The organism is Pantoea sp. SGAir0184 (assembly GCF_043544755.1).
Map to the genome: position 1 here is coordinate 463,549 of NZ_CP028051.1, position 19,931 is coordinate 483,479.

At 56.7% G+C, this 19,931-nt stretch carries 16 protein-coding genes; 7 read left to right on the forward strand and 9 right to left on the reverse strand.

What is annotated here, in order from left to right; genetic code table 11:
• Positions 1 to 59 precede the first annotated feature (59 nt).
• Positions 60 to 1,259 (forward strand): FAD-dependent oxidoreductase, encoded by a 1,200-nt coding sequence (locus C1N60_RS22290; protein ID WP_394521819.1) that lies wholly within the window; start codon positions 60 to 62, stop codon positions 1,257 to 1,259.
• Between the two features lie 344 nt (positions 1,260 to 1,603).
• Positions 1,604 to 2,800, forward strand: a complete 1,197-nt coding sequence (locus tag C1N60_RS22295; protein WP_058775975.1) for a cupin domain-containing protein — start codon at positions 1,604 to 1,606, stop codon at positions 2,798 to 2,800.
• Positions 2,801 to 2,931: 131 nt separating this feature from the next.
• On the opposite strand, the gene C1N60_RS22300 is transcribed toward C1N60_RS22295, so the two are convergent.
• The 4 genes from C1N60_RS22300 to C1N60_RS22315 all read right to left on the reverse strand — a co-directional run bounded on the left by C1N60_RS22300 (position 2,932) and on the right by C1N60_RS22315 (position 9,127).
• The gene (locus C1N60_RS22300; protein ID WP_394521820.1) at positions 2,932 to 6,012 is read right to left on the reverse strand and encodes an efflux RND transporter permease subunit; all 3,081 of its coding nucleotides are present in this window, start codon (positions 6,010 to 6,012) and stop codon (positions 2,932 to 2,934) included.
• Positions 5,996 to 7,165: an efflux RND transporter periplasmic adaptor subunit gene (locus C1N60_RS22305; RefSeq protein WP_394521821.1), complete on the reverse strand. Its 1,170-nt coding sequence runs from the start codon at positions 7,163 to 7,165 to the stop codon at positions 5,996 to 5,998. Before C1N60_RS22305 ends, C1N60_RS22300 begins: the two co-directional genes overlap by 17 nt.
• A gap of 97 nt (positions 7,166 to 7,262) precedes the next feature.
• Positions 7,263 to 8,435 (reverse strand): sensor histidine kinase, encoded by a 1,173-nt coding sequence (locus C1N60_RS22310; RefSeq protein WP_394521822.1) that lies wholly within the window; start codon positions 8,433 to 8,435, stop codon positions 7,263 to 7,265.
• A complete protein-coding gene (locus C1N60_RS22315; protein WP_021509002.1) occupies positions 8,432 to 9,127 on the reverse strand; it encodes a response regulator transcription factor in 696 nt (231 codons plus the stop codon). The genes C1N60_RS22310 and C1N60_RS22315 overlap by 4 nt, the downstream gene beginning before the upstream one ends.
• Positions 9,128 to 9,252: 125 nt before the next feature.
• Here C1N60_RS22315 and C1N60_RS22320 point away from each other — a divergent pair, with 125 nt between their 5' ends.
• On the forward strand, positions 9,253 to 10,032 hold the full coding sequence (locus C1N60_RS22320) for a MipA/OmpV family protein (RefSeq protein WP_264251819.1): 780 nt from the start codon (positions 9,253 to 9,255) through the stop codon (positions 10,030 to 10,032).
• Positions 10,033 to 10,090: 58 nt separating this feature from the next.
• Here C1N60_RS22320 and C1N60_RS22325 read toward each other — a convergent pair whose 3' ends face one another.
• Positions 10,091 to 10,819: an SDR family NAD(P)-dependent oxidoreductase gene (locus tag C1N60_RS22325; RefSeq protein ID WP_394522002.1), complete on the reverse strand. Its 729-nt coding sequence runs from the start codon at positions 10,817 to 10,819 to the stop codon at positions 10,091 to 10,093.
• A gap of 101 nt (positions 10,820 to 10,920) precedes the next feature.
• Here C1N60_RS22325 and C1N60_RS22330 point away from each other — a divergent pair, with 101 nt between their 5' ends.
• The 3 genes from C1N60_RS22330 to C1N60_RS22340 all read left to right on the forward strand — a co-directional run bounded on the left by C1N60_RS22330 (position 10,921) and on the right by C1N60_RS22340 (position 13,643).
• Positions 10,921 to 11,298, forward strand: a complete 378-nt coding sequence (locus tag C1N60_RS22330; protein WP_021509005.1) for a winged helix-turn-helix transcriptional regulator — start codon at positions 10,921 to 10,923, stop codon at positions 11,296 to 11,298.
• A gap of 281 nt (positions 11,299 to 11,579) precedes the next feature.
• Positions 11,580 to 12,158 carry a YceI family protein gene (locus C1N60_RS22335; protein WP_058759072.1) on the forward strand — a complete coding sequence of 193 codons (579 nt, stop codon included), beginning with the start codon at positions 11,580 to 11,582 and terminating at the stop codon, positions 12,156 to 12,158.
• A 417-nt stretch (positions 12,159 to 12,575) separates the two neighbouring features.
• Positions 12,576 to 13,643: a mechanosensitive ion channel family protein gene (locus tag C1N60_RS22340; RefSeq protein WP_394521823.1), complete on the forward strand. Its 1,068-nt coding sequence runs from the start codon at positions 12,576 to 12,578 to the stop codon at positions 13,641 to 13,643.
• Positions 13,644 to 13,756: 113 nt separating this feature from the next.
• Here the strand turns inward: C1N60_RS22340 and C1N60_RS22345 are convergent, their stop codons facing one another.
• The 4 genes from C1N60_RS22345 to C1N60_RS22360 form a co-directional block, all read right to left on the reverse strand.
• Entirely contained in the window at positions 13,757 to 15,052 is a 1,296-nt protein-coding gene (locus C1N60_RS22345) for a c-type cytochrome (RefSeq protein WP_136547326.1), read from the reverse strand.
• Between the two features lie 18 nt (positions 15,053 to 15,070).
• The gene (locus C1N60_RS22350; protein ID WP_136547324.1) at positions 15,071 to 16,846 is read right to left on the reverse strand and encodes a GMC family oxidoreductase; all 1,776 of its coding nucleotides are present in this window, start codon (positions 16,844 to 16,846) and stop codon (positions 15,071 to 15,073) included.
• Positions 16,843 to 17,577, reverse strand: coding sequence for a gluconate 2-dehydrogenase subunit 3 family protein (locus tag C1N60_RS22355; protein WP_136547322.1), 735 nt, complete (start codon positions 17,575 to 17,577; stop codon positions 16,843 to 16,845). Before C1N60_RS22355 ends, C1N60_RS22350 begins: the two co-directional genes overlap by 4 nt.
• Positions 17,578 to 18,172: 595 nt before the next feature.
• Positions 18,173 to 18,814, reverse strand: a complete 642-nt coding sequence (locus C1N60_RS22360; RefSeq protein WP_394521824.1) for an HD domain-containing protein — start codon at positions 18,812 to 18,814, stop codon at positions 18,173 to 18,175.
• Positions 18,815 to 18,926: 112 nt separating this feature from the next.
• Here C1N60_RS22360 and C1N60_RS22365 point away from each other — a divergent pair, with 112 nt between their 5' ends.
• Positions 18,927 to 19,895, forward strand: coding sequence for a GlxA family transcriptional regulator (locus C1N60_RS22365; protein ID WP_394521825.1), 969 nt, complete (start codon positions 18,927 to 18,929; stop codon positions 19,893 to 19,895).
• Positions 19,896 to 19,931: the final 36 nt, after the last annotated feature.

Here is a 19,931-nt window from a genome sequence, read left to right on the forward strand (position 1 = left end):
ACGCGCAGATGCTATATAAATGATAACAATTATCATATATAGCGATTGATGAGGATATCATGCCGTCTCCACAGGTGATAAACGCCGACTGCTGTATCGTCGGCGGCGGTCCGGCCGGCTTGATGCTGGCCTATTTACTGACGCGCGCCGGCCTGCGCGCGGTCGTGATTGAGAAGCACGCCGATTTTCTGCGCGATTTTCGCGGCGACACCATTCATCCCTCAACCCTGGAGATCATGCACCAGCTGGGTCTGCTCGACGCGCTGCTGGCGCTGCCGCATCAGCGCGCGGAAAAGTTACAGGCGGAAGTGGGCGGGCAGGAGATCACCATGGCCGATTTTTCCCGTCTGCCGTTGCGCTGCCGTTTTATCGCCTTCATGCCGCAGTGGGATTTCCTCACTTTCCTCGCCGCCCAGGCGGCGCACTATCCCGGTTTCACGCTGCTGCAATCCACCGGTTTTGACGATTTTCTTTATCAGGATGGCGTAATCGCAGGTGTGAAAACGTTACAAGGTCACGAAATTCACGCGCCGCTGGTAATAGGCGCTGATGGCCGTCGCTCGGCGGTGCGGCAGAAAGCCGGGCTGGTGGGTAAAAGCTTTGGTGCTCCACGCGATGTGGTGTGGTTCCGGCTGGATAAACAGCCGGACGACCCCGAGCTGGGGATGGGCCACAAGGGGCCGAAGCAAAACTTCATCGTCATTGACCGCGGCGAATACTGGCAGTGTGGATTCACCATTCAGAAAGGCGAATTCGAGGCGCTGAAGCAGGCCGGGCTCGACGCGCTGAAAAACCGCATGGCAGAGGTTGCGCCGTTCAGCGTGGCGCGCATGGCGCAGCTGCAGGAGTGGCAGCAGCTGAGTCTGTTATCCATCCGTATCGATCGGCTGGACAAATGGATGAAGCCCGGCGTGCTGTGCATTGGCGATGCCGCACATGCGATGTCACCGATTGGCGGCGTGGGCGTGAACCTGGCGATTCAGGACGCGGTGGCCAGCGCCAATTATCTGACGCGGCCGTTGCAAAACGGCACGCTCACGCTGCGCGATTTGGAGAACGTGCAGCGGCGGCGGCAGTTTCCGACGGTGGCGACGCAATTCCTGCAGATCAAGATGAGCAGCGGCAAGCGCCCGCGCACCACGCCCAGTAAGGTTCCGCAGCTCATCAGCCGCTATCCGTTTTTACGCCATCTGTTTGGCCGATTGATTGGCATGGGTTTCCGCCCGGAACGGCCAAGTCTCGCCGGAGAAAAAACGTAGCCGGGTAATTATTGCAATTGCGATGCTTTTGTAACATTAAATTAACTTTTGCGGCGAGCTATCATTAAAAAAATTGCTTAATCAGGGAGGGGGTTTAATCACTTTGTGCCTTATTTGTCGGCTGATATAACCTGAACGTCAACGCGATCTCAACGAAGCGTAAATGGCGTGAGGCGGGTGAAGAGCGGGATTACGCGATGATAAAGGTTTTCTATTGATTTCAGCGGTGACACAAGGTTGGCGGAAGCCACAGTTTGATTATGGTTAAGGGGCATGACACAAACCATAAGAAACTGAGGAAAACAGCAGGTATGAAACTGGAAAACTTATCTCGCAGAAGCTTTATGGCCTTCGCGGCTGGTGGCACCGTGGCGCTGGCAGCCGGCAAGGTCCATGCCCACGACGGCAAGGTGGCGACTTATCCGGCGAATGATCCCAACCATCCGCGCGATCCTGGCCCGCACGATCCGGTGCGCGAAGCGCTGAATCCGGATCTGGTCGATCCGCCAGCAACCGACAGCGGCACATTACCCAACCTGCGTTTTTCGTTTAGCGATGCGCACGTGCGCAAGGGCAGCGGCGGCTGGACGCGCCAGGTGACGCAGCGCGAACTGGGCATTTCCACCACCATTGCTGGCGTCGATATGCGGCTGGATAAGGGGGGTATCCGCGAACTGCACTGGCACAAAGAGGGCGAGTGGGCCTACATGCTGTACGGCAATGCGCGCATCACCGCGCTGGATACCGCAGGTGGCTGGTTTGTCGATGACGTCGGCGTGGGCGATTTATGGTATTTCCCGCCGGGCGTGCCGCACTCAATTCAGGGCCTTGGGCCGGACGGCTGCGAATTCCTGCTGGCCTTCGACAATGGCAATTTCGATGAAGACAGTACCTTTCTGCTCAGCGACTGGTTCAAACATATCCCGCCCGAAGTGCTGGCAAAAAACTTTGGCGTGCCGGCTGAGGTGTTTAACGCGCTGCCCTCGCCGGAAGAGGAGTACATCTTTGCCGGGCAGGCACCGGACGGCGCGCCGGCTTCGGCGGTGAACGGCGGGGTGAAATCGAAACAGGTCTTCTCGCATAAAATGCTGGCGCAGAAGCCGTTGACGCTGCCGGGCGGCACGGTACGCATTACTGATTCCAGTAATTTTACGGTATCGAAAACCATCGCCGCCGCGCTGGTGGAACTGGCTCCCGGCGCGATGCGCGAACTGCACTGGCATCCCAATAACGACGAATGGCAATACTATCTGGAAGGTCAGGGGCGGATGGGCGTGTTTGCCTCGTCGGGTCAGGCGCGTACGTTTGACTTCCGCGCCGGTGATGTCGGCTATGTGCCCTTTGCCATGGGTCACTATATCGAAAACACGGGTGATAAACCGCTGCGCTTTCTGGAACTGTTTAAAAGCGATTATTACGCGGATATTTCGCTCAACCAGTGGCTGGCCAGCACGCCGCCGGCGCTGGTGCGTCAGCATCTGCATCTCAGCGACACCTTTATGAATGCGCTGCAGCAGGAGAAGCATCCGGTAGTGAAATAGCCCGTGACCACGCGCAGCCGGTGCTGCGCGTTCTCTCCTGATACTGTCCACATCTGGCGTGCATATCCCGCCCGGAACCCTGTGGATAAACCTTTCGTTGCCCCGTGCCAGCAGGGCTGACCAGCAGGCGGTTATTTTCTGAACGGCCGCCAGCGCAGCGATTTCAGTTTGTCACGACGGGCTGCTGCCTGCATCACCAGACTCATCGCCGCGGGTAAAACCGTGAGCGTCACCAGCGTCGCCACTAACAGCCCACCGATAATCGCCAGCGCCATCGGTCCCCAGAAAACCTGACGCGAGATGGGGATCATACCGAGAATCGCGGCGCTGGCGGTGAGCACGATCGGCCGTGCGCGGTGTTCGGCGGCAGCCGCAATGGCAGCGTCCGGCGGCATACCTGCATCAACGTTGTTATCCGCCTCGCTGATCAGGATCACCGCGTTGCGGATGATCATGCCAGCCAGAGCAATAACGCCCAGCAGCGCCACAAAGCCCATCGGTGTGCCGGTCGGCAGCATGGCCAGCACAATGCCCGGCAGACCAAAGGGCGCCATCAGCAGGGCCAGCAGCATGCGGGAAATCCGCCGCAGTTGTAACATCAGCAATACCAGCATGCAGAGCAGCGTGACCGGCAGGATAGCGATCACCGACTGGTTGCCCTTGTCAGACTCTGCTACCGCCCCGTCCTCGCTCAGGCGGTAACCGGCCGGCAAGCTGGCCCTGAAGGTGGCAATCAGCGGCGTGAGGGCGGCGGAGACGGCTTCCGCGCGCAAACCCGGCGCCGTATCGGTCTGGACGGTGATAAACGGCAGGCGCTGGCGTCGCCAGATAACGGGATCCTCCAGCCCCCACTGCGGTGTTGCGACCTGCGTCAGCGGAATTTTTGCGCCCGACGGCGCGGTTAGCAGCAATCCGGACAGGCTGCTCAGGTCATGGCGCGCCGCAGCGTTGCCCTGTAGCACCACATCAATCAGCCGGTTGCGATCGCGTACCGTGGTGATCAGCGTTCCTGACCAGAGCGTATGCAGATACTGAGCAATCAGGTCAGAAGAGAGGCCGGCTGCGCGCGCTGCCGTCTGATTCACCTGTAAGGTGATAACGCGTTCGGGCTCACCGGCGGTTTGATTGACGTCACGCGTCAGCGCTGAGCTGCCGAGCGCGGCGGCCAGCCGCTCTGCCAGCTGCTGCACCTGGCGATAATCCGGACCGCTGATGCGATAACGAATCGGCCAGCCTACCGGCGGACCGAGCTCGAGCGGCGCGACGCGCGTGGTGATGTCGCTGAAATCCCGGGCAAGCACCGCATCCAGCGAGCGCTGCAATCGTTCACGGGCGGCCAGGCTTTTGGCCACCACCACCAGCTGAGCGCTGTTTTCATCGTCCAGCAGCACATCCATGGGCAGGTAAAAGCGTATCGCACCGGTGTCGACGTAAGACGAATAGTGGTCAACATCCCGGCTGGCGGAGACAATCTGCTCAAGGCGTTGCACCTGACGCAGGGTGGCCTGCTGCGACGCACTGGCTGGCAGCGCCAGGCTCACTAGCAGCTCAGGCCGATCGGAGGCCGGGAAAAACTCGCCCTGCATATACGTGGTGCCGACGCCGGCCAGCAACAGCGCCAGCATCGCCATCGCCAGCGTCAGCATGCGGTGGCGCAGCACGCTGCTCAGCAGGCGGCGATAGAACTGGCTGAGGCGCCCGTTTCCGGCGCGGTGCTGCTTTAGCGTGGCCGGCAACAGCCAGCTGCCGGTCAGCGGTGAAAACAGCACCGCCACCAGCCATGAGCTGATGAGCGCCATCAGCACCACTGCAAACAGGGTATAGCAATATTCGCCAGCGCTGGATGCGGCAAAGCCGACCGGAATAAAACCGGCAATCATCACCAGCGTACCGGTCAGCATCGGGAAGGCGGTGGTACTGAACGCCCAGGTCGCTGCGCCGGTGCGGGAATCGCCGGCCTCCAGCCGCGCCACCATGGTTTCCACCGTGATCATTGCATCGTCCACCAGCAGGCCCAGCGCCACGATCAGTGCGCCCAGCGAGATGCGCTGCAGGCCGATACCGGCCAGATGCATTCCGATAAACGTCATGGCGAGCACCAGCGGGATCGCCGCCGCGACCACCAGGCCGGCGCGCAGTCCCAGCGAAACAAACGAAACCGCCAGCACAATGATCACTGCCTCGCCCAGCACATCGACAAATCCGCTCACCGCCTGTTGCACTACCGCTGACTGATCGGCGATGCGCGTCATCTCAATGCCGTGCGGCAGCTGGCTGGCTTCGCTCTCCATGCGCGCCCGCAGTGCCTGGCCGAACTCCAGCATGTTGCCGGTGGCGGCCATCGACACGGCCAGTCCGATGGCCGGCTGGCCGTTAACGCGAAAAAGCGGGGCAGGCGGCTCGGCGGGGCGGCGCGTGATGGTGGCGATCGCCGTCAGCGGAACATAGCGATCGTTAACGCGCAGCGTAACCGCCCGCAGGCTCGCCTCGCTGTTGAACGCGCCGCTCACGCGCAGGGCGATGTTATCGGTGGCGGTGCGCACGCTGCCTGCCGGCTCGACGACGTTCTGCGCCCGTAGCGCCTCAGCTACCTGCTGCAAATCCAGCCCCATGGCGGACAGCTGGCGCGGGGAAAAAGCCACCACCAGTTGCTCTTCCTGCTCGCCCAGTAGCTGGATCTTACCCACATCCGGCAGACTCATCAGATCGCGGCGAATGTCGTCCACCCGGTCCCGCAGCTCGCGCGGGGAAAAACCGTCAGCAGTGAAGCCGTAAATCGTGCCAAAGGTATCGTCAAACTCATCGTTGACCGCCGGGCCCTGCACGCCCTGCGGCAAAGCCGGGGTCACATCCTGCATTTTTTTACGCACCTGGTACCAGATCCCGGCCACCTGCGCGGGCGGGGTGTCGTCACGCAGATTGACGAAAATGACTGTGCGGCCAGCGTGCGTTTCACTCTGCACATAATCCAGCCAGGGAATTTCCTGCAGCTTTTTCTCCAGCGGATCGGTGACCAGTCTGACCGTATCGTTGATGTCGGCACCTGGCCACTGCGCAGACACCACCGCAGTTTTGATGGTGAACGCCGGATCTTCGTTGCGCGAGAGTTTTTCATAGCTGACGATCCCGGCGGCCATGATTAGCAGCATGAGAAAGGCCATCAGCTGCTGCTGCTTCAGCGCCCAGGCAGAAAGATTAAACGCCGGTTTCATGCTGATCCTCCTGGCTGCCGGCAACGCGTTCACCGTCACGCAGGCTTCTGACGCCCGCCGTGATCACCCGATCGCCCGGCATGATGCCGGCGCGAATCCATACCGCATCTGCCGTGTAGCCGGCAATCGCCACCGTGCGCCGGATAACGCAGTTTTTCACCGGGTCGAGAATAAACACCGCCGGCTGGCCTGCCTGGCGGGTCAGCGCGGTGGCCGGAATCGCCATCACCGCATCCGCCGTCGTGTCGGCCAGCGGCAGGGTGACGGCGACGCTGGCACCCAGCACCATTTCCGCGGGAGGATTGTCCAGTGTGATGCGCACCCGCCAGCTGCGTGTCTGGGCGTCGGCCTGTGGACTGACGTCACGCAGGTGCGCTTCGGCCATCACGGACGGATTCTGCAACAGCGCAACGCGGAAGCGGGCATTGGCCCGGCGATCGAGGGTTTCAGGTGTGGCGACGTCAAATACCACGTCACGGCCTGTGCCGGTCGCAACGGTAAACACCGTCTGACCGGCGCTGACCACCTGACCGGCTGCGGCGCTGACGCCCGTCACCACGCCATCGTCAGGCGCGGTGAGGTGGGTCCAGCGCAGGCTATCCTGCGCATTTTTCAATGCCGCTTCACTGCTTTGCCGCCGCGCCAGCGCAGCCTGCCAGTCGGCGCTGGCGCTATCGAGCTGAGCGCGGGCAATAGCCCCGGACGGCATCAGCAGGCGCATGCGGTGCAGATTTAGGGCCGCCACCTTTTCGGCCGCGCGGCTGCTGTTCAGCTCCGCCTGTGCGCTCGCCAGCTGATTCAGCGCGCCGGGACTGTCAAGCACGGCGAGCGTCTCTCCCTGCCTGAAGCGGCTGCCGACATCGGCGCTGCGCGTCAGAATCCGCCCCTCCAGCCTGAAACTGAGCGAGGTTTCATCGTGCGCGCGGATCTCGCCGGTCAGAGTTTGCTGTCCGGCGGGCGCGGGCGGGCCAACCGTAATGAACTTTACCGGACGCGGTGGCGGCGGCATGGGCGAACGCTTGCGGTCACAGCCGGTCAGCAGCAGGGCCGTCAGCAGCAGACAGGGCAGCAGCGGCAGCAGGGAAACCAGGTAGCGCGGGTTAAGCAGGTGGCGCACACCCTGTTTGATCAGGCAGGGAAGCTCGTCGGTCATGGCGCAATTCCTTTATCGGTATTTGCGCCATTACACCGTGCGATTATCAAGAATCTGGCGATGTTCCATCAAGAGCGTGTCAAGAAGGGCAACAACGTCAGGCGTCGCGCGGCAACAAAATCTGTACCTGCAAGCCTCCCGTTGCTGGCAGCGTGGCATTGATCGTGCCGCCGTGCGCCTGGCAAATCGCCCGCGCAATCGACAGGCCCAGCCCGCTGCCGCCCGAGTGACGGGCGCGTGACGCCTCACCGCGCGCAAAGCGCTCGAACATCAACGCCAGAAACGCCGCAGGAACGCCCGGGCCGCTGTCCTGCACGATGATTTCGTAATGATCAACGGTGTTGCGCGTGCGCAGCTGCAGCTGGCTGCCGCTTCCGGCATAGCGCAGGGCGTTTTCCAGCAGGATGGTGAAAACCTGCCCGAGACGGAACGGATCGACCGGCAGCAATGTCTCTTCTGCCAGCGCTACCCCGGTGCTGATGCGCGCTTCATCCAGCTGCGGTTTGATCCACTGCAGGCGCTCGCGCAGGATATCGGCCGGGTTGCAGCGGACTTTCTCCAGTGTGAGCTGGCCGGCATCCGCCAGTGACAGCAGATGCAGCTCATCGATCAGCCGGTGCAGACAACTGAGCTGCGCCATGATCAGGGCGAGCTGACGTGAGTCAGCGCTGAACACGCCATCAAGCAGCGCCTGCAGACGCACCATGGCGGCGTTGAGCGGCGACCGCAGCTCATGCGCCATGGCGACATGCGACGTACGCAGCTCTTTGTCGTAACGCGCCAGCTGGCGCGTCATCGCGTTGAAGTTGTGCGCGAACTGCGCCAGTTCGGCGGGCGCTGCCGGTGTTAACGCCGCCTGCGCACCGAAGTCGCCTGCGGTCACCTGATCTGCCGCTCGTCTGAGCTGGCTGAACTGTGCAGAAAGCGGGCGCGCGTGGCGCAGCCCGAAATAGGCAATAAACGGAATGGTCACCAGCACCAGGATGCCGACGGTTATCCAGTCCGAGGAGGCAATGGACGGGTCGGAGTAGCGTATGCCCCACCAGCTATCGATGATCTGGTGAAAGCGCGCGGGATCGCGTTCCGGATGCGCACGCAGGGCGAGAAATTCACGCAGAACCGCCGGCGGCATATGGTGCGTGATCCACAGGTACTGCACCGTGAAGCGCAGCCACATGCACAAAGCAATCAGCACTACGGTACCGATAGCCAGCGTCAGAATGCGCAGACAAAGCCAGCGCCAGAGCGTCTGTGGGGATTTTTCTGTCATGGCTGGCGGAACCGATAGCCTACGCCGCGCACGTTGAGCAGCACGCCCGCCATACCGGCCGCTTCCAGCTTTTTGCGCAGGTTATACACGTGGGTATCAATCACCCGCTCCAGCGCGTCGCTGTCCGGCATACACTGCTCCAGCAAAAACGGGCGGCTCAGCGCGCGCACCGGTGCGCGCATCAGCGTGACCAGCAGCGTGAATTCGGTTGGCGTGGTATCAACGCAAAGCACGTTACCGGAGGCCTGCGTGACGGTAACCGTCATCGCGCCGCTGTTCACCTCCAGCCCCTGCCAGCGCAGGATCTCTTCCTGCGGCGTTTTTACCGCGCTGCGCCGCAGCACTGCCTGCACGCGTGCCACTACTTCGCCGGGATGATAAGGCTTGACCACATAATCATCCGCGCCGTAGCGCAGGGCACCGATGCGATCGGGCGTATCGCCCATGGCCGTGACCATAATCACCGGCACCTCGCTGCTGCGCCGGAGTTTTGCCAGCACCTCGGTGCCGTTCAGGCCGGGCAGCATCACATCAAGCAAAATCAGATCGGGCTGCCAGCGCAGGGCCAGCTCAAGTCCGCTCAGGCCATCCGCGGCAACACGCACCGCATAATTTTCCCGTAGCAGATACGCCTCCAGCACCTCAGCCGCGTCAGCGTCGTCCTCAATAATCAGGATATTTTTGGTCTGCATAACTCACCTTGACAGTTTCTTCATAAATCCCTGGCTGTTTGTTGACACAGCCCCGGGATACTTCGGCTTCGCGCTGCGGCTGCCCGGGCAAGGGGCGGTAAACGGACCGATAAAGAGGTGACACGATGATAACCAGAAAAACGCTGATGTACATGACCCATCTGCTACTCATGATTTCCGCTGCCGCCAGGGCGGATGGTGACGCACAGACCAGCCTGACGCTCGGCGCGGGGGCGCAATTCGCGCCACGCTACAGCGGATCGAATAAAACACGGGTGCAGCCGGTACCGATTTTCCAGGCCAGAGATGGCGCATTTTTTGCTGATGCCCAGAAAGGCATCGGGTACGACCTGCAGAGCGACAGCGGGTTTTATCTGGAACACACGCTGGGTTATGGCCTTGGCAGAAGCGATAAAGATTCAACGTGGCGGGATGGCGCCAGCCGGCTGCAAGGCATGGGAAACATCAATGCGACGGTGAACACTGCACTTGCGCTGGGCTGGCAGCTTACGCCGTGGCTGAGTGCAGAGGGCAAAGCGGTGCTGCCGCTCAGCGATGATCAGGGCGTGAACTATCAGGCATCCGTTACGCTGGTGCCTCTCCAGCGCGACAGCGATACCATTGCACTGCAGACGGCGGCGCTGTTTGGCGATGCGCGTTATATGAATACCTGGTATGGCGTGAGCGATGTCCAGAGCAGGCGCAGCCGGTTTTCACGCTACGATGCCGGCGGCGGCTTCTACGGTGTTGCGACTACGCTCACCTGGAGCCACCAGTTTGATGCCCACTGGGGCACGCTGGTCAGCGCGGGTTACAGCTGGCTGGGCGATCGCGCCGCGGACAGCCCGATCGTGTCCCGGCGCGATCAGGTCACCGGCACGGTCGGCTTTAGCTACACCTTCTGAGAAACGTTTTCGGTGGCTGCACAACGCCCGGCCGGCGCGCTGTGCAGCACGACAACCATTACGCGGACATACCGCCATCAATCACCAGTTCGCTGCCGGTGACATAAACGCTTTCGTCCGATGCGAGGAACAGGGCGGCCGCCGCAACTTCGTCAGGATGGCCGAGGCGTTTGGCCGGTATCTGCGCGCTGAATGTCTGTCGTACCTCGTCGCTGACCTGGTCAAACATCGGCGTGTCCGTCGGGCCAGGACTGAGCGTGTTGACGCGAATGCCGCGCGGTGCCAGTTCGCTGCTCCAGGTGCGGGCATAGGCGCGCACCGCGGCTTTGCTGGCCGAATAAGCGCCATAGCCAGGATTGGCCATGCTGCCCGCAATCGAGCCCACCAGCACGATGGCACCGCCTTCCGTCATGTGCTTCACCGCATGCTGTACGGTGAATACCATGGCACGCACGTTGAGGCCGAACGTGCGGTCAAAGTGCTCTGCGCTGGTCTCTTCGACGCTGGCGGGTTCAGCCACGCCAGAGGAGTTCACCAGAATATCGAGACGTCCGGCGCGAGCCTGCACGGTGTCAAACAGACGGGCAACATCGTCTGCGCTGGTGAGGTCGCCTGCTATCGCCTCAATGCGGCCGCCAGTCAGCGTGACGGCTTCGGCCAGCAGCGCTTCGCGTCGCCCGGTGATGAAAACGTGGGCACCTTCCTGCACAAAACGGCGCGCGATGGCGAGGCCGATACCACTGCCGCCGCCGGTCACCAGCGCGACTTTTCCTTCGAGTTTCATTATGGCTGCTCCAGGATGAGAGGGGTGGACGGCTGATGATACATTTCGTATATTTAGTGTCAATTACGCACCTTATCTACATTAGATATACATAAGGAAACCTCATGCCGACTGATATCGCGGCGCTGCTGGCAGAGATCAACAGCACCCGTCCAATCCTGGAACAGGTCGCCAATAAGTGGTCGGTATTAATTCTGACCGTGCTGTGCACTGAACCCGCTCGCTTTAACGCGATCAAGCGCCGTCTTGATCCGATTACCCACAAGGCACTGACGGAGGCGTTGCGCCGGCTGGAGCGTAACGGCCTGATTAGCCGTCGCGTGATCGCCTCGTCCCCGGTGGCGGTGGAATATGCCATTACGCCGCTGGGCCAGACGTTGCAGGATCCGTTTGTTGCGCTGGTGAAGTGGGCCAGAGAGCAGGGCGACGCGATTGAAAAGGCACAGGTTGTCTATGATCAACGTCGTGCCAGCGAAGAATAAAGCGTGGCGGCCGCCGGCTATTCAGGCGGTCTGTTAATCGCATGCTCAACATGGTTTGCCGTTCTTCTCCTCGCCGCTAAACTAGTCCACATAAAAACGGAATTATTAAATTCGACTCGCCGGAATTTAATTGCGTCATTTCAGTAAAATTCACGCTGCGTTATTATTTGCTTGCAGGAAAAAACGGTTAAAAATTTTGAATGGGTAAAGCAAATGATTTCAATAACACCTCTGCAGGTTTGCGCTACAGTATTAGCACTTGATTGTTTGAGGATGTTTCCATGAAATTTTTGAAAAAAACGGCGCTGCTTTCTCTGGTGGCATTATATGTTCCCCTGTCACATGCCGCGGCGACGGAATATAACCTTGACCCGCAACATACTTCCGTGGTGATCGCATGGAATCACTTTGGTTTCTCTCATCCGACTGCTGATATTTCTGATGTTTCCGGTCAGCTGGCTTTTGATAAAGAAAACCCGGAAAAGTCACAGGTTAATGTGACCCTGCCGTTAAAAACGATTGACACGCATGTGCCGGCGCTGACCAAAGAGTTTTTGGGTAATGAGTATTTTGACGTTAAAAAATATCCTCAGGCCACCTTCCACAGCACCCATGTGGAAAGCAAAGGCGATAATAAATATGATGTGCAGGGTAATTTAACCATCAAAGGTATCACTAAGCCGGTTGTGCTGCATGCCACGCTGAACAAGCAGGATATGCATCCTATGGTTAAAAAGCAGGCAATCGGTTTTGATGCCACCGGCGTCATCAAACGCTCGGATTTTAAAATCGATAAATATGTTCCAGCCGTGGGCGACGAAGTGACGATTACGCTCTCTACCGAGGCGTATGCCAAATAATGCATTGCGCGCTTAATCGCGCGCTTTTTCTCTGCATCAACCTGCGGCGCTATGCGCGTGTTCAGCGCGAGCTGGCGCAACAGGTTGTCTGTACTTCTTCCCTGGGTGCAGCATCACTGCCTGCCAGCGCATTTCTCGTCAGCACCCTCTGACGCTTTGCCTCATCACCTGCCTGCAATTTCAGACCTTTAGCAATAAAGCCGAAAAAAACCACCAATTCATACCCTTGCGATGACCGCCAGCACTGCACCTGATTACCTGATGGGTTTTTACCCTGCTAACAGCAGCCAGTGAACTATATTTTTACCCACTGAAGTGCGAAATCATGGGTTTAGCAGATAACCGGCACGATAACGGTTACTGATTTTGGTGACTTATCTGACAACCACGGTTGTTAGCTGAACAGAAGGGAATATCATGCCATTACTTCCTGATGAGTTATCTGGTGCGCCGACATGGGTGCCTGCTGTATTGCTCGTCACACTCTCGCTACTGCTGGGTTTTCTGGCCCGCTTTCTTCTTCTCAGGTTTATCCGCTACTGGCAAAGCCGCGATCGCAAGCTGTTTAAATCGCTGGAAAAGCATCTGCGGGGATCATTATTTTTATTCATTCCATTACTGCTGATCAATATGGGGATGAATTATGTGCATCTCGATCCTGGCTCACTGAGCTTTATCGCCACCACGCTTAATATCTTTATCATCTTATCGTTCTGTTCCATTTTGATTCGTCTGATTAACGTAGCGCAGGATATGTTGTTTATTCGCTACGATATCAACCTGTCGAACAACCTGCGTGCGCGTAAAATTCGTACGCAATTAATCTATGTTAAAAAAGTGGCTATCGTCATTCTGGTACTGTTTTGCCTGAGTTTAATTCTGCTCAACTTCCCTGGTGTACGTAAATTCGGCACCACCATCCTCGCGGGTGCCGGTGTCGCCGGTATCATTATTGGTTTCGCTTTGCAAAAGTCGCTGGTGAATCTGTTTGCCGGCATTCAGATTGCTTTCACCCAACCGATAAAAATTGACGATGCGGTGGTGGTCGAAAAGGAGTGGGGCTGGATTGAGGAAATCAATCTGACTTATGTTGTGGTGCGCATCTGGGATTTACGCCGTCTGGTGCTGCCCATCACCTATTTTACCGAGAACGCATTTCAGAACTGGACGCGAAATAATGCGCAAATATTGGGGTCTGTGTTTCTGTATGTTGATTACTCGATGCCGCTGGCGCCGCTGCGTGAGCATTTTGAAAAAATCCTCAATGAGACGCGGCTCTGGGATCGCGAAACTCAGGTACTGCAGGTGACCGATACCACGGAAAAAACCATGACCATCCGTTTACTGATGACCGCGCAGAACTCACCCACGGCATGGGATCTGCGCTGCTATGTACGCGAGAAAATGATTGAATTCATTCAGCAGAATTACCCGCAGAGTCTGCCGCAGGTAAGAGCCACCCTGACCGACGCCGACAAAACATAGTTAAGGCTGGCGATGGGGCATTGCGCGGTAACTGATCAGGATGCCATTGCTATCCGGCGTCATTATCAGGGCCCTTGTCGGGGCCTTGAATAGGGCGTTTTCTCCGTCCGTTTTTACTGACTCTTTTCCTTATCCGCCTCCGCTGCCTTTGGCAGATCTTTACGCAGTTTTGCCACCTGATCCGCGCTTACCGCAGGTGCCTGATTGCCCCAGCCGTTACGAATGAATGTCACCAGATCCGCCACCTGCTGATCGTTGAGCCGCCAGGCAAAATCAGGCATAGCCAGCCCGGTGACCGCCTCCTTCGTGACAGCCATTTTGCCGCCGCGCAGTACAATGCTAATCACCGATGAAGGATCATCACTCAGGATTGCTGAGTTACCGGCAAGAGAAGGGAAGGTTTTGGCGTAGCCTTTGCCATCCAGGCGGTGGCAACCTGAGCAGTTATCCATATACAGCCGTGAACCAGGTACGCTGATGTCTCCCCGGATAAGCGCGGCAGTGGTGGTATCGGCGGATGGCGCAGACGGCATATCAGGTGCGGAAGCCGGCAGTGACTTCAAATAGCTCGCCACCGCAGCAAGATCGGCCTGGCTGAGATATTGTGTGCTGTGCTCTACCACATCCGTCATAGAACCGAACGCGGCTGAGGTGTTGGTACGACCGGTTTTCAGAAATAACGCAATATCTTCATTTGACCAACTGCCGAGTCCCGACTTCGCGTTGCCGGTCAGATCCGGGGCATGCCAGCCCTCCAGTGTCCCGCCGGTCAGGTACGTTTTGCCCTGCTGATCTAACGATTTTTCCTGATAAGCAATGCCACGCGGGGTATGACAGGTGCCGCAGTGACCCAATCCCTGCACCAGATAAGCGCCACGATTCCACTCCGCACTTTTGGTGGTATCCGCTGCGTAAGCGTTATCGTCGTGGAAAGCCAGATTCCACAGGGCCAGTGGCCAGCGCATATTCAGTGGCCATGGAATATCGCTTTTTCTGTTTTCCGCGTGAACCGCCGTTACACCATGCATCATGTAAGCATACAAAGCATGCATATCTTCATCGTTAACTTTGGCATAAGCCGTATAAGGCATCGCTGGATACAAATGTCGCCCGTCTTTCGCTACTCCCTGACGTAATGCTTTAGCAAAGTCGTCATAGGTGTATTCGCCAATACCGGTGGCTTTATCCGGGGTGATATTAGTCGAATAAATTGCGCCAACCGGCGTCATCATTTTTAATCCGCCGGTAAAGCTCTCTTTTCCGGCAATCGAGTGACAGGCAACGCAATCTCCGGCAGTGGCAATATATTTACCCTTGCTGATGAGTTCCGGAGAGACATCTTCCGCTGCAGAGGATAAAGCACAGAATAGTGTTAATAAGGACAGCCATTTCAAACAGGTCATTTTCATCTTCTTATCCTTATCCCCTTAAGCCTGAACCATTGGGCCTGGATTTTTCAGGTAAATCGTTTTGATTGCGTTAGCTGAAAATAGCGTGGTTGCGCCGACGATTCCCGTGGGGTTGTATGCATGATTTTGTGGGAAGCAACTGGCACCGGCCACGAACACGTTGGACACGTCCCAACACTGCAGATATTTATTCACCACGCTGGTCGCCGGGCTGTCACCCATTATGGCGCCACCGGTGGTATGGGTAGATTGATAAGGACGAACATCGTAATGCGTAGATAAGTTTTTGAAGCCCATGTCGTAAGAATCTGGCCCGATAGCCTTAATGATATTTTCCGTTTTGCCTGCCATGAACTGGGTCATTTTGAGTTCATTCTGCTGCCAGTCAAACGTCATTCTTAATAAAGGCAGCCCATAACCATCGGTATAGGTCGGGTCAAGATCAAGATAACATTGCTTATAAGGCATGACAGATGAACTGACGCCAATGCTCATATTATGCAGGTAGCTATCCCTGATTGCTTTTTTCCAGCCGCTGCCCCATTTAGGCGCATTTTTAGGCGTGACAGTTTGCTCTATAGGCCGGGCGCCGGTAACATGCGCAGAGACCGTACTGCCACCAATAAAGCCTGCAGCAGAGTGATCGAAGTTTTCACTGTTGTAATTATCAATATAGGCGCCTGACGCACCGGTGGCGGCAAAATGGTTAAAGTAGGTCTCTTTGTTGAAGAACAGTTTTGCGCCGCCTAACATTTGATAGGCATAATTCCTGCCAACCACGCCTTCGCCTGTCTCGGGATTATAAGGCTTACCGATTTTAGACAGCAAAAGCAGCCGGACATTATGCAACTGGAAGGCGCTGAGGATAACCATCGCTGCGGGTTGTTCGACTTCACTGCCATTTTCATCAATATAGGTTACGCCAGTGGCCAGTTTCCCCGTGTTGTCTTTATTGACGCGAAGCACATGTGATTTACAGCGCAATTCAAAGTTATCGTATTGCTTAAGGGCGGGAATAACACTGGTTTGTGGCGACGCTTTAGAATAGTTATAGCAACCGAATTTTTCACAAAAACCACAATAGTTACAGACGCCCAGCGCAACGCCGTACGGGTTGGTATATGCCTCAGTGCAGATGGCGGCGGGACCCGGGAAGGGATTGTAGCCCAGTTCTTTCGTGGTTTTTTCAAACAGCATGGCAGAATACTGGTAAAGCAACGGTTTGGTCGGGAAAGGATTCGCGCGTTGCGCTTCAAAGGGGTTACCACCTTCGATGATATTGCCATTCAGGTTCCCGGCCTGGCCTGAAGCACCACAAATTTTCTCAAACTTATCAAAATAGGGTTCTATTTCACTGTAGCTGAAAGGATAGTCCTGCAGCGTCATACCCTCAGGAATAAAACTGGCACCATATTTTTCAGTCACCACGGTTTTCAGTCGGAGATCCGCTTCCAGTGGCCGCCAAAGCAGACCATTCCAGTGTACGCCAGCGCCGCCCACGCCGTCGCCGGGTAAAAAAGAACCCATGCGGCGATAAGGTAAAGCGGTATCTTTAGTGGTATGCCGCACCGTCACGCTCTCTTTGGATATGTTCTGAAAAAGTTTTAGCCTGACACCATATGTCAGTTCATCAATGATACGGGGATAGGCAAAGTCAGGGTAAGTATCTCGTTGTTCTCCCCGTTCAAGCGCAACAATTTTTAATCCGGTTGAGGCTAATTCCATCGCCATCAACGAACCAGCCCAGCCAAAGCCAACAATAACTACATCTACAGGTTCTTTTTTAATCGTCATTTTTTTGCACCATACTTGCCAGAAATACTTACAGGGCCTAAAGGATAAGGTTTGTCGGGATTCTCCATAACCTGAATAAAGTCCGCGCGCGCGCCCGGGAAACCAATCAATTTCCAGGATGCCATGGTTTGATTACCGCCATGCACCGGATCGGCTAAATAACCTTCTTTAGTGTTCTGTAGTAACTGAGAGAAAAATAACTTGCCTGAAATAGTATCAAGCACGATTTTTCCCGACTCCAGATCGTGTAAAATCGCTTCCTGTTTTTCTTTGCTTAAATCTGCGAAGTTATTCTGGAAATTTTCACGGCAGTATTTGTTCAGGTTGATAATTCCCCGGCGGTAAATTTCCCGTGGCACCAGATTAGTCTGGTATCCCATCTCAGGAATCGACTCCTGAAATGGCGGGCTCATATACCACAGGTAACCATAGCCATAAGGCAATTCCATTTGCTTATCGATGTAAACGGGCACGCCTTCACTCACCGCACCGGGACCGAATTCGTCTTCAGGAATCAGCAGGTCCGTTGCGGATAAAATAAATCGCCATTCGTCATTATTAAAAAATACCGGAACGTAGTGATAGGTCTCACTTTTTTCTGTAGCCGGAGCTGCAGAAGCCATCGCGCTGACTGCTGTGGTGCCTGCAAGCGCGGTGAAGGGGATGACAGAGAGGGTTTTCTGCAGAAATGACCTTCTGGATGTTTTGATTGGTTGCTCTTTTGATTTCATTCAAATGATTCCTGAGTACAAAGACATGGCGCTTTGCACTACTTGCTTTTTGCCCACCCCCTTTCTTTCCCAGGGGAATAATAAATAACCTCAACTAATTGTTTTTCTGTATTCAATCCTCTGGCCATGCGGCAGCCCGATCTCTCAGGGATCGATGCATGCTGTAAGCAGTCTTACTGGATAGTCGTTGCGATTTTACATGGTGAAACAGTGTTGTACCATATGAAACAAGGTCATTTCGTCACCCTATTTGTAACGAAGATATACATGCGTGGTGGGCGAATTGTTATGAATTGGTCGCTTTCATTAACATCCGGTACCGGCAAAACGTCCAGCGGACACCAGGCAGCACGGCAGGGGCAGGGGACGGCAGTCTATTTCTGGCATAAAAAAATGCCCGCAGAGCGGGCATAACAAAAAACTACAGGAAAAATTCTCGTCGCAACGCTTGAGCTGTGTGTTGCGTCACTATAATAGCAACGAAAATTCTCCCCTGCTGACAATGTTCGATGAGTTAATTTTGTTGCCGGGATTCACAGCGCACGCTTCCGTCGCCATTTCTCCCGTTCGCGATGAGCTATTTCCGCTGTCCATGTTAACCCGCCCAGCGCGACTGGCGGATAATCCGGCAAAAATTCATCGGGCGAAATGCCGGTTGCTTATCAGCGATGACGTCAGCTTTCACGTTGCCGAAAGTCGTCGCCGGTTTGTGTTGAATGCCTTCATAAAATGCCTGGATAATTTCTTCTTTAAACTGTGCCGGACGGGGATGCTGCTGCACCACGGCTTCACGTTGCTCATCGCTGAAGTGGTCATAGTCAATACCCAGCACATCCATCTCAACGCCGGCCGTCACCAGGGCGATTTCCCCGGCCATAAATTGCGGAATGCCGGGCGTCGTGTGCAGGGCAATCGCCGTCCACACTTTATCAATATCCGCCTGGGCAACCCCGTAATGTTGCAGAAAATCGCGCGCCGCATTGGCGCCATCGACTTCAAAGCGCTTATCGCAACTGCAATGCTGTTGCGTCAGGCCCACATCATGGAACATGCAGCCAACGTAAAGCAGCTCGGCATCCACTTTGATCCCCAGTCGCTGACCTGCCAAAGCGCCCCAGTAAAAAACGCGGCTGGAGTGATGAAATAACAGATCCGATTCGATGTCACGTACCAGCGCGGTAGCATCGCGCGCCATTTTGCTGTCCGGAATACAAATGCCGTTAATCGTAAAACTCATGGTGATCTCTCCGCTTAGTGAAGTTGCGTTCAGCATAAAGCCGCGCGACAATGTCATGAATCTCTGTTTAACGATGATTTCAGACATAGCGATTTAAGCGGACAGCCAGACAATGACTCACCATCACATTACCCTTTTGGCCGTTCCCGGCGCCCAGTTGCTGGATATTTCCGGGCCGCTGGATGTGTTTGCCGAGGCAAATCGGCTGCTGCATCGTCAGGTGTATCAGCTCAGCGTGATGTCGCTGCAGCACACCAGCATCCGCTGCTCGTCTGGTGTCCGGCTGGAAGCCGACGTTGCGCTAACTGCGGCGACACAGCATCGCGCCGATACCTTTCTGGTCGCCGGAGCACCTGACGCCAGCCAGATGCAGCTCTCCGCCAGTGAGCGCCAGCAGATTATCGCGCTCTGTCAGCGCAGCCAGCGTTACGGCTCGGTGTGTACGGGGGCGCTACTGCTGGCGCAAACGGGTTTGCTGAACGGCAGGAAAGTCACTACTCACTGGGCGTGTGCGGAACGGCTGGCATTACTGCTACCCGATGCACAGGTCGAAGCCGATGCGCTGTATGTGGCGGATGGTGCATTACGCACGGCTGCCGGGGTGACATCCGGACTGGATCTGGCGCTGCGGCTGGTGGAAGAGGATCTCGGGCACGAGCTGGCACAGGAGGTGGCCGCCAGCCTGGTGATGTTCTTCCAGCGCCCGGTCACACAGGGACATTTTGTTCGTAAACAACAGGTGTCCCTGGCCGGACGCAGCGCCTTTCAGGAGATGCAGCGCTGGGCAATCGCGCATCTGGCACAGATTCGCGGGCTGGAAGACCTGGCGGCGCACATGCACCTCAGTACGCGGCATTTAGCGCGTCTGTTTCAGCAGGAGATGCAGATCCAGCCTGGCGCATGGCTGGAGCAGGCACGCATCAGCCACGCGCGGGCTTTGCTGGATGCCGGTGAGCTGCCGCTCAAAGCGATCCCGGCGGCCTGCGGTTATCACAGTGCCGATGTGATGCGCCGCGCGTTTGTCAAAGTGACCGGCATGACGCCGTCGCTGTATCGCAAAATGTTCCCGCCGCCGCGCTGAGTCTGCACCACTGTCCGTATTCTCGTCCGGCTGCGC

Coding starts and splice junctions, on each gene's coding strand:
- C1N60_RS22290 (WP_394521819.1), top strand. CDS start 60: ATGCCGTCTCCACAGGTGATAAACGCCGACTGCTGTATCGTCGGCGGC.
- C1N60_RS22295 (WP_058775975.1), top strand. CDS start 1,604: ATGGCCTTCGCGGCTGGTGGCACCGTGGCGCTGGCAGCCGGCAAGGTC.
- C1N60_RS22300 (WP_394521820.1), bottom strand. CDS start 6,012: ATGAAACCGGCGTTTAATCTTTCTGCCTGGGCGCTGAAGCAGCAGCAG.
- C1N60_RS22305 (WP_394521821.1), bottom strand. CDS start 7,165: ATGACCGACGAGCTTCCCTGCCTGATCAAACAGGGTGTGCGCCACCTG.
- C1N60_RS22310 (WP_394521822.1), bottom strand. CDS start 8,435: ATGACAGAAAAATCCCCACAGACGCTCTGGCGCTGGCTTTGTCTGCGC.
- C1N60_RS22315 (WP_021509002.1), bottom strand. CDS start 9,127: ATGCAGACCAAAAATATCCTGATTATTGAGGACGACGCTGACGCGGCT.
- C1N60_RS22320 (WP_264251819.1), top strand. CDS start 9,253: ATGATAACCAGAAAAACGCTGATGTACATGACCCATCTGCTACTCATG.
- C1N60_RS22330 (WP_021509005.1), top strand. CDS start 10,921: ATGCCGACTGATATCGCGGCGCTGCTGGCAGAGATCAACAGCACCCGT.
- C1N60_RS22335 (WP_058759072.1), top strand. CDS start 11,580: ATGAAATTTTTGAAAAAAACGGCGCTGCTTTCTCTGGTGGCATTATAT.
- C1N60_RS22340 (WP_394521823.1), top strand. CDS start 12,576: ATGCCATTACTTCCTGATGAGTTATCTGGTGCGCCGACATGGGTGCCT.
- C1N60_RS22345 (WP_136547326.1), bottom strand. CDS start 15,052: ATGAAAATGACCTGTTTGAAATGGCTGTCCTTATTAACACTATTCTGT.
- C1N60_RS22350 (WP_136547324.1), bottom strand. CDS start 16,846: ATGACGATTAAAAAAGAACCTGTAGATGTAGTTATTGTTGGCTTTGGC.
- C1N60_RS22355 (WP_136547322.1), bottom strand. CDS start 17,577: ATGAAATCAAAAGAGCAACCAATCAAAACATCCAGAAGGTCATTTCTG.
- C1N60_RS22360 (WP_394521824.1), bottom strand. CDS start 18,814: ATGAGTTTTACGATTAACGGCATTTGTATTCCGGACAGCAAAATGGCG.
- C1N60_RS22365 (WP_394521825.1), top strand. CDS start 18,927: ATGACTCACCATCACATTACCCTTTTGGCCGTTCCCGGCGCCCAGTTG.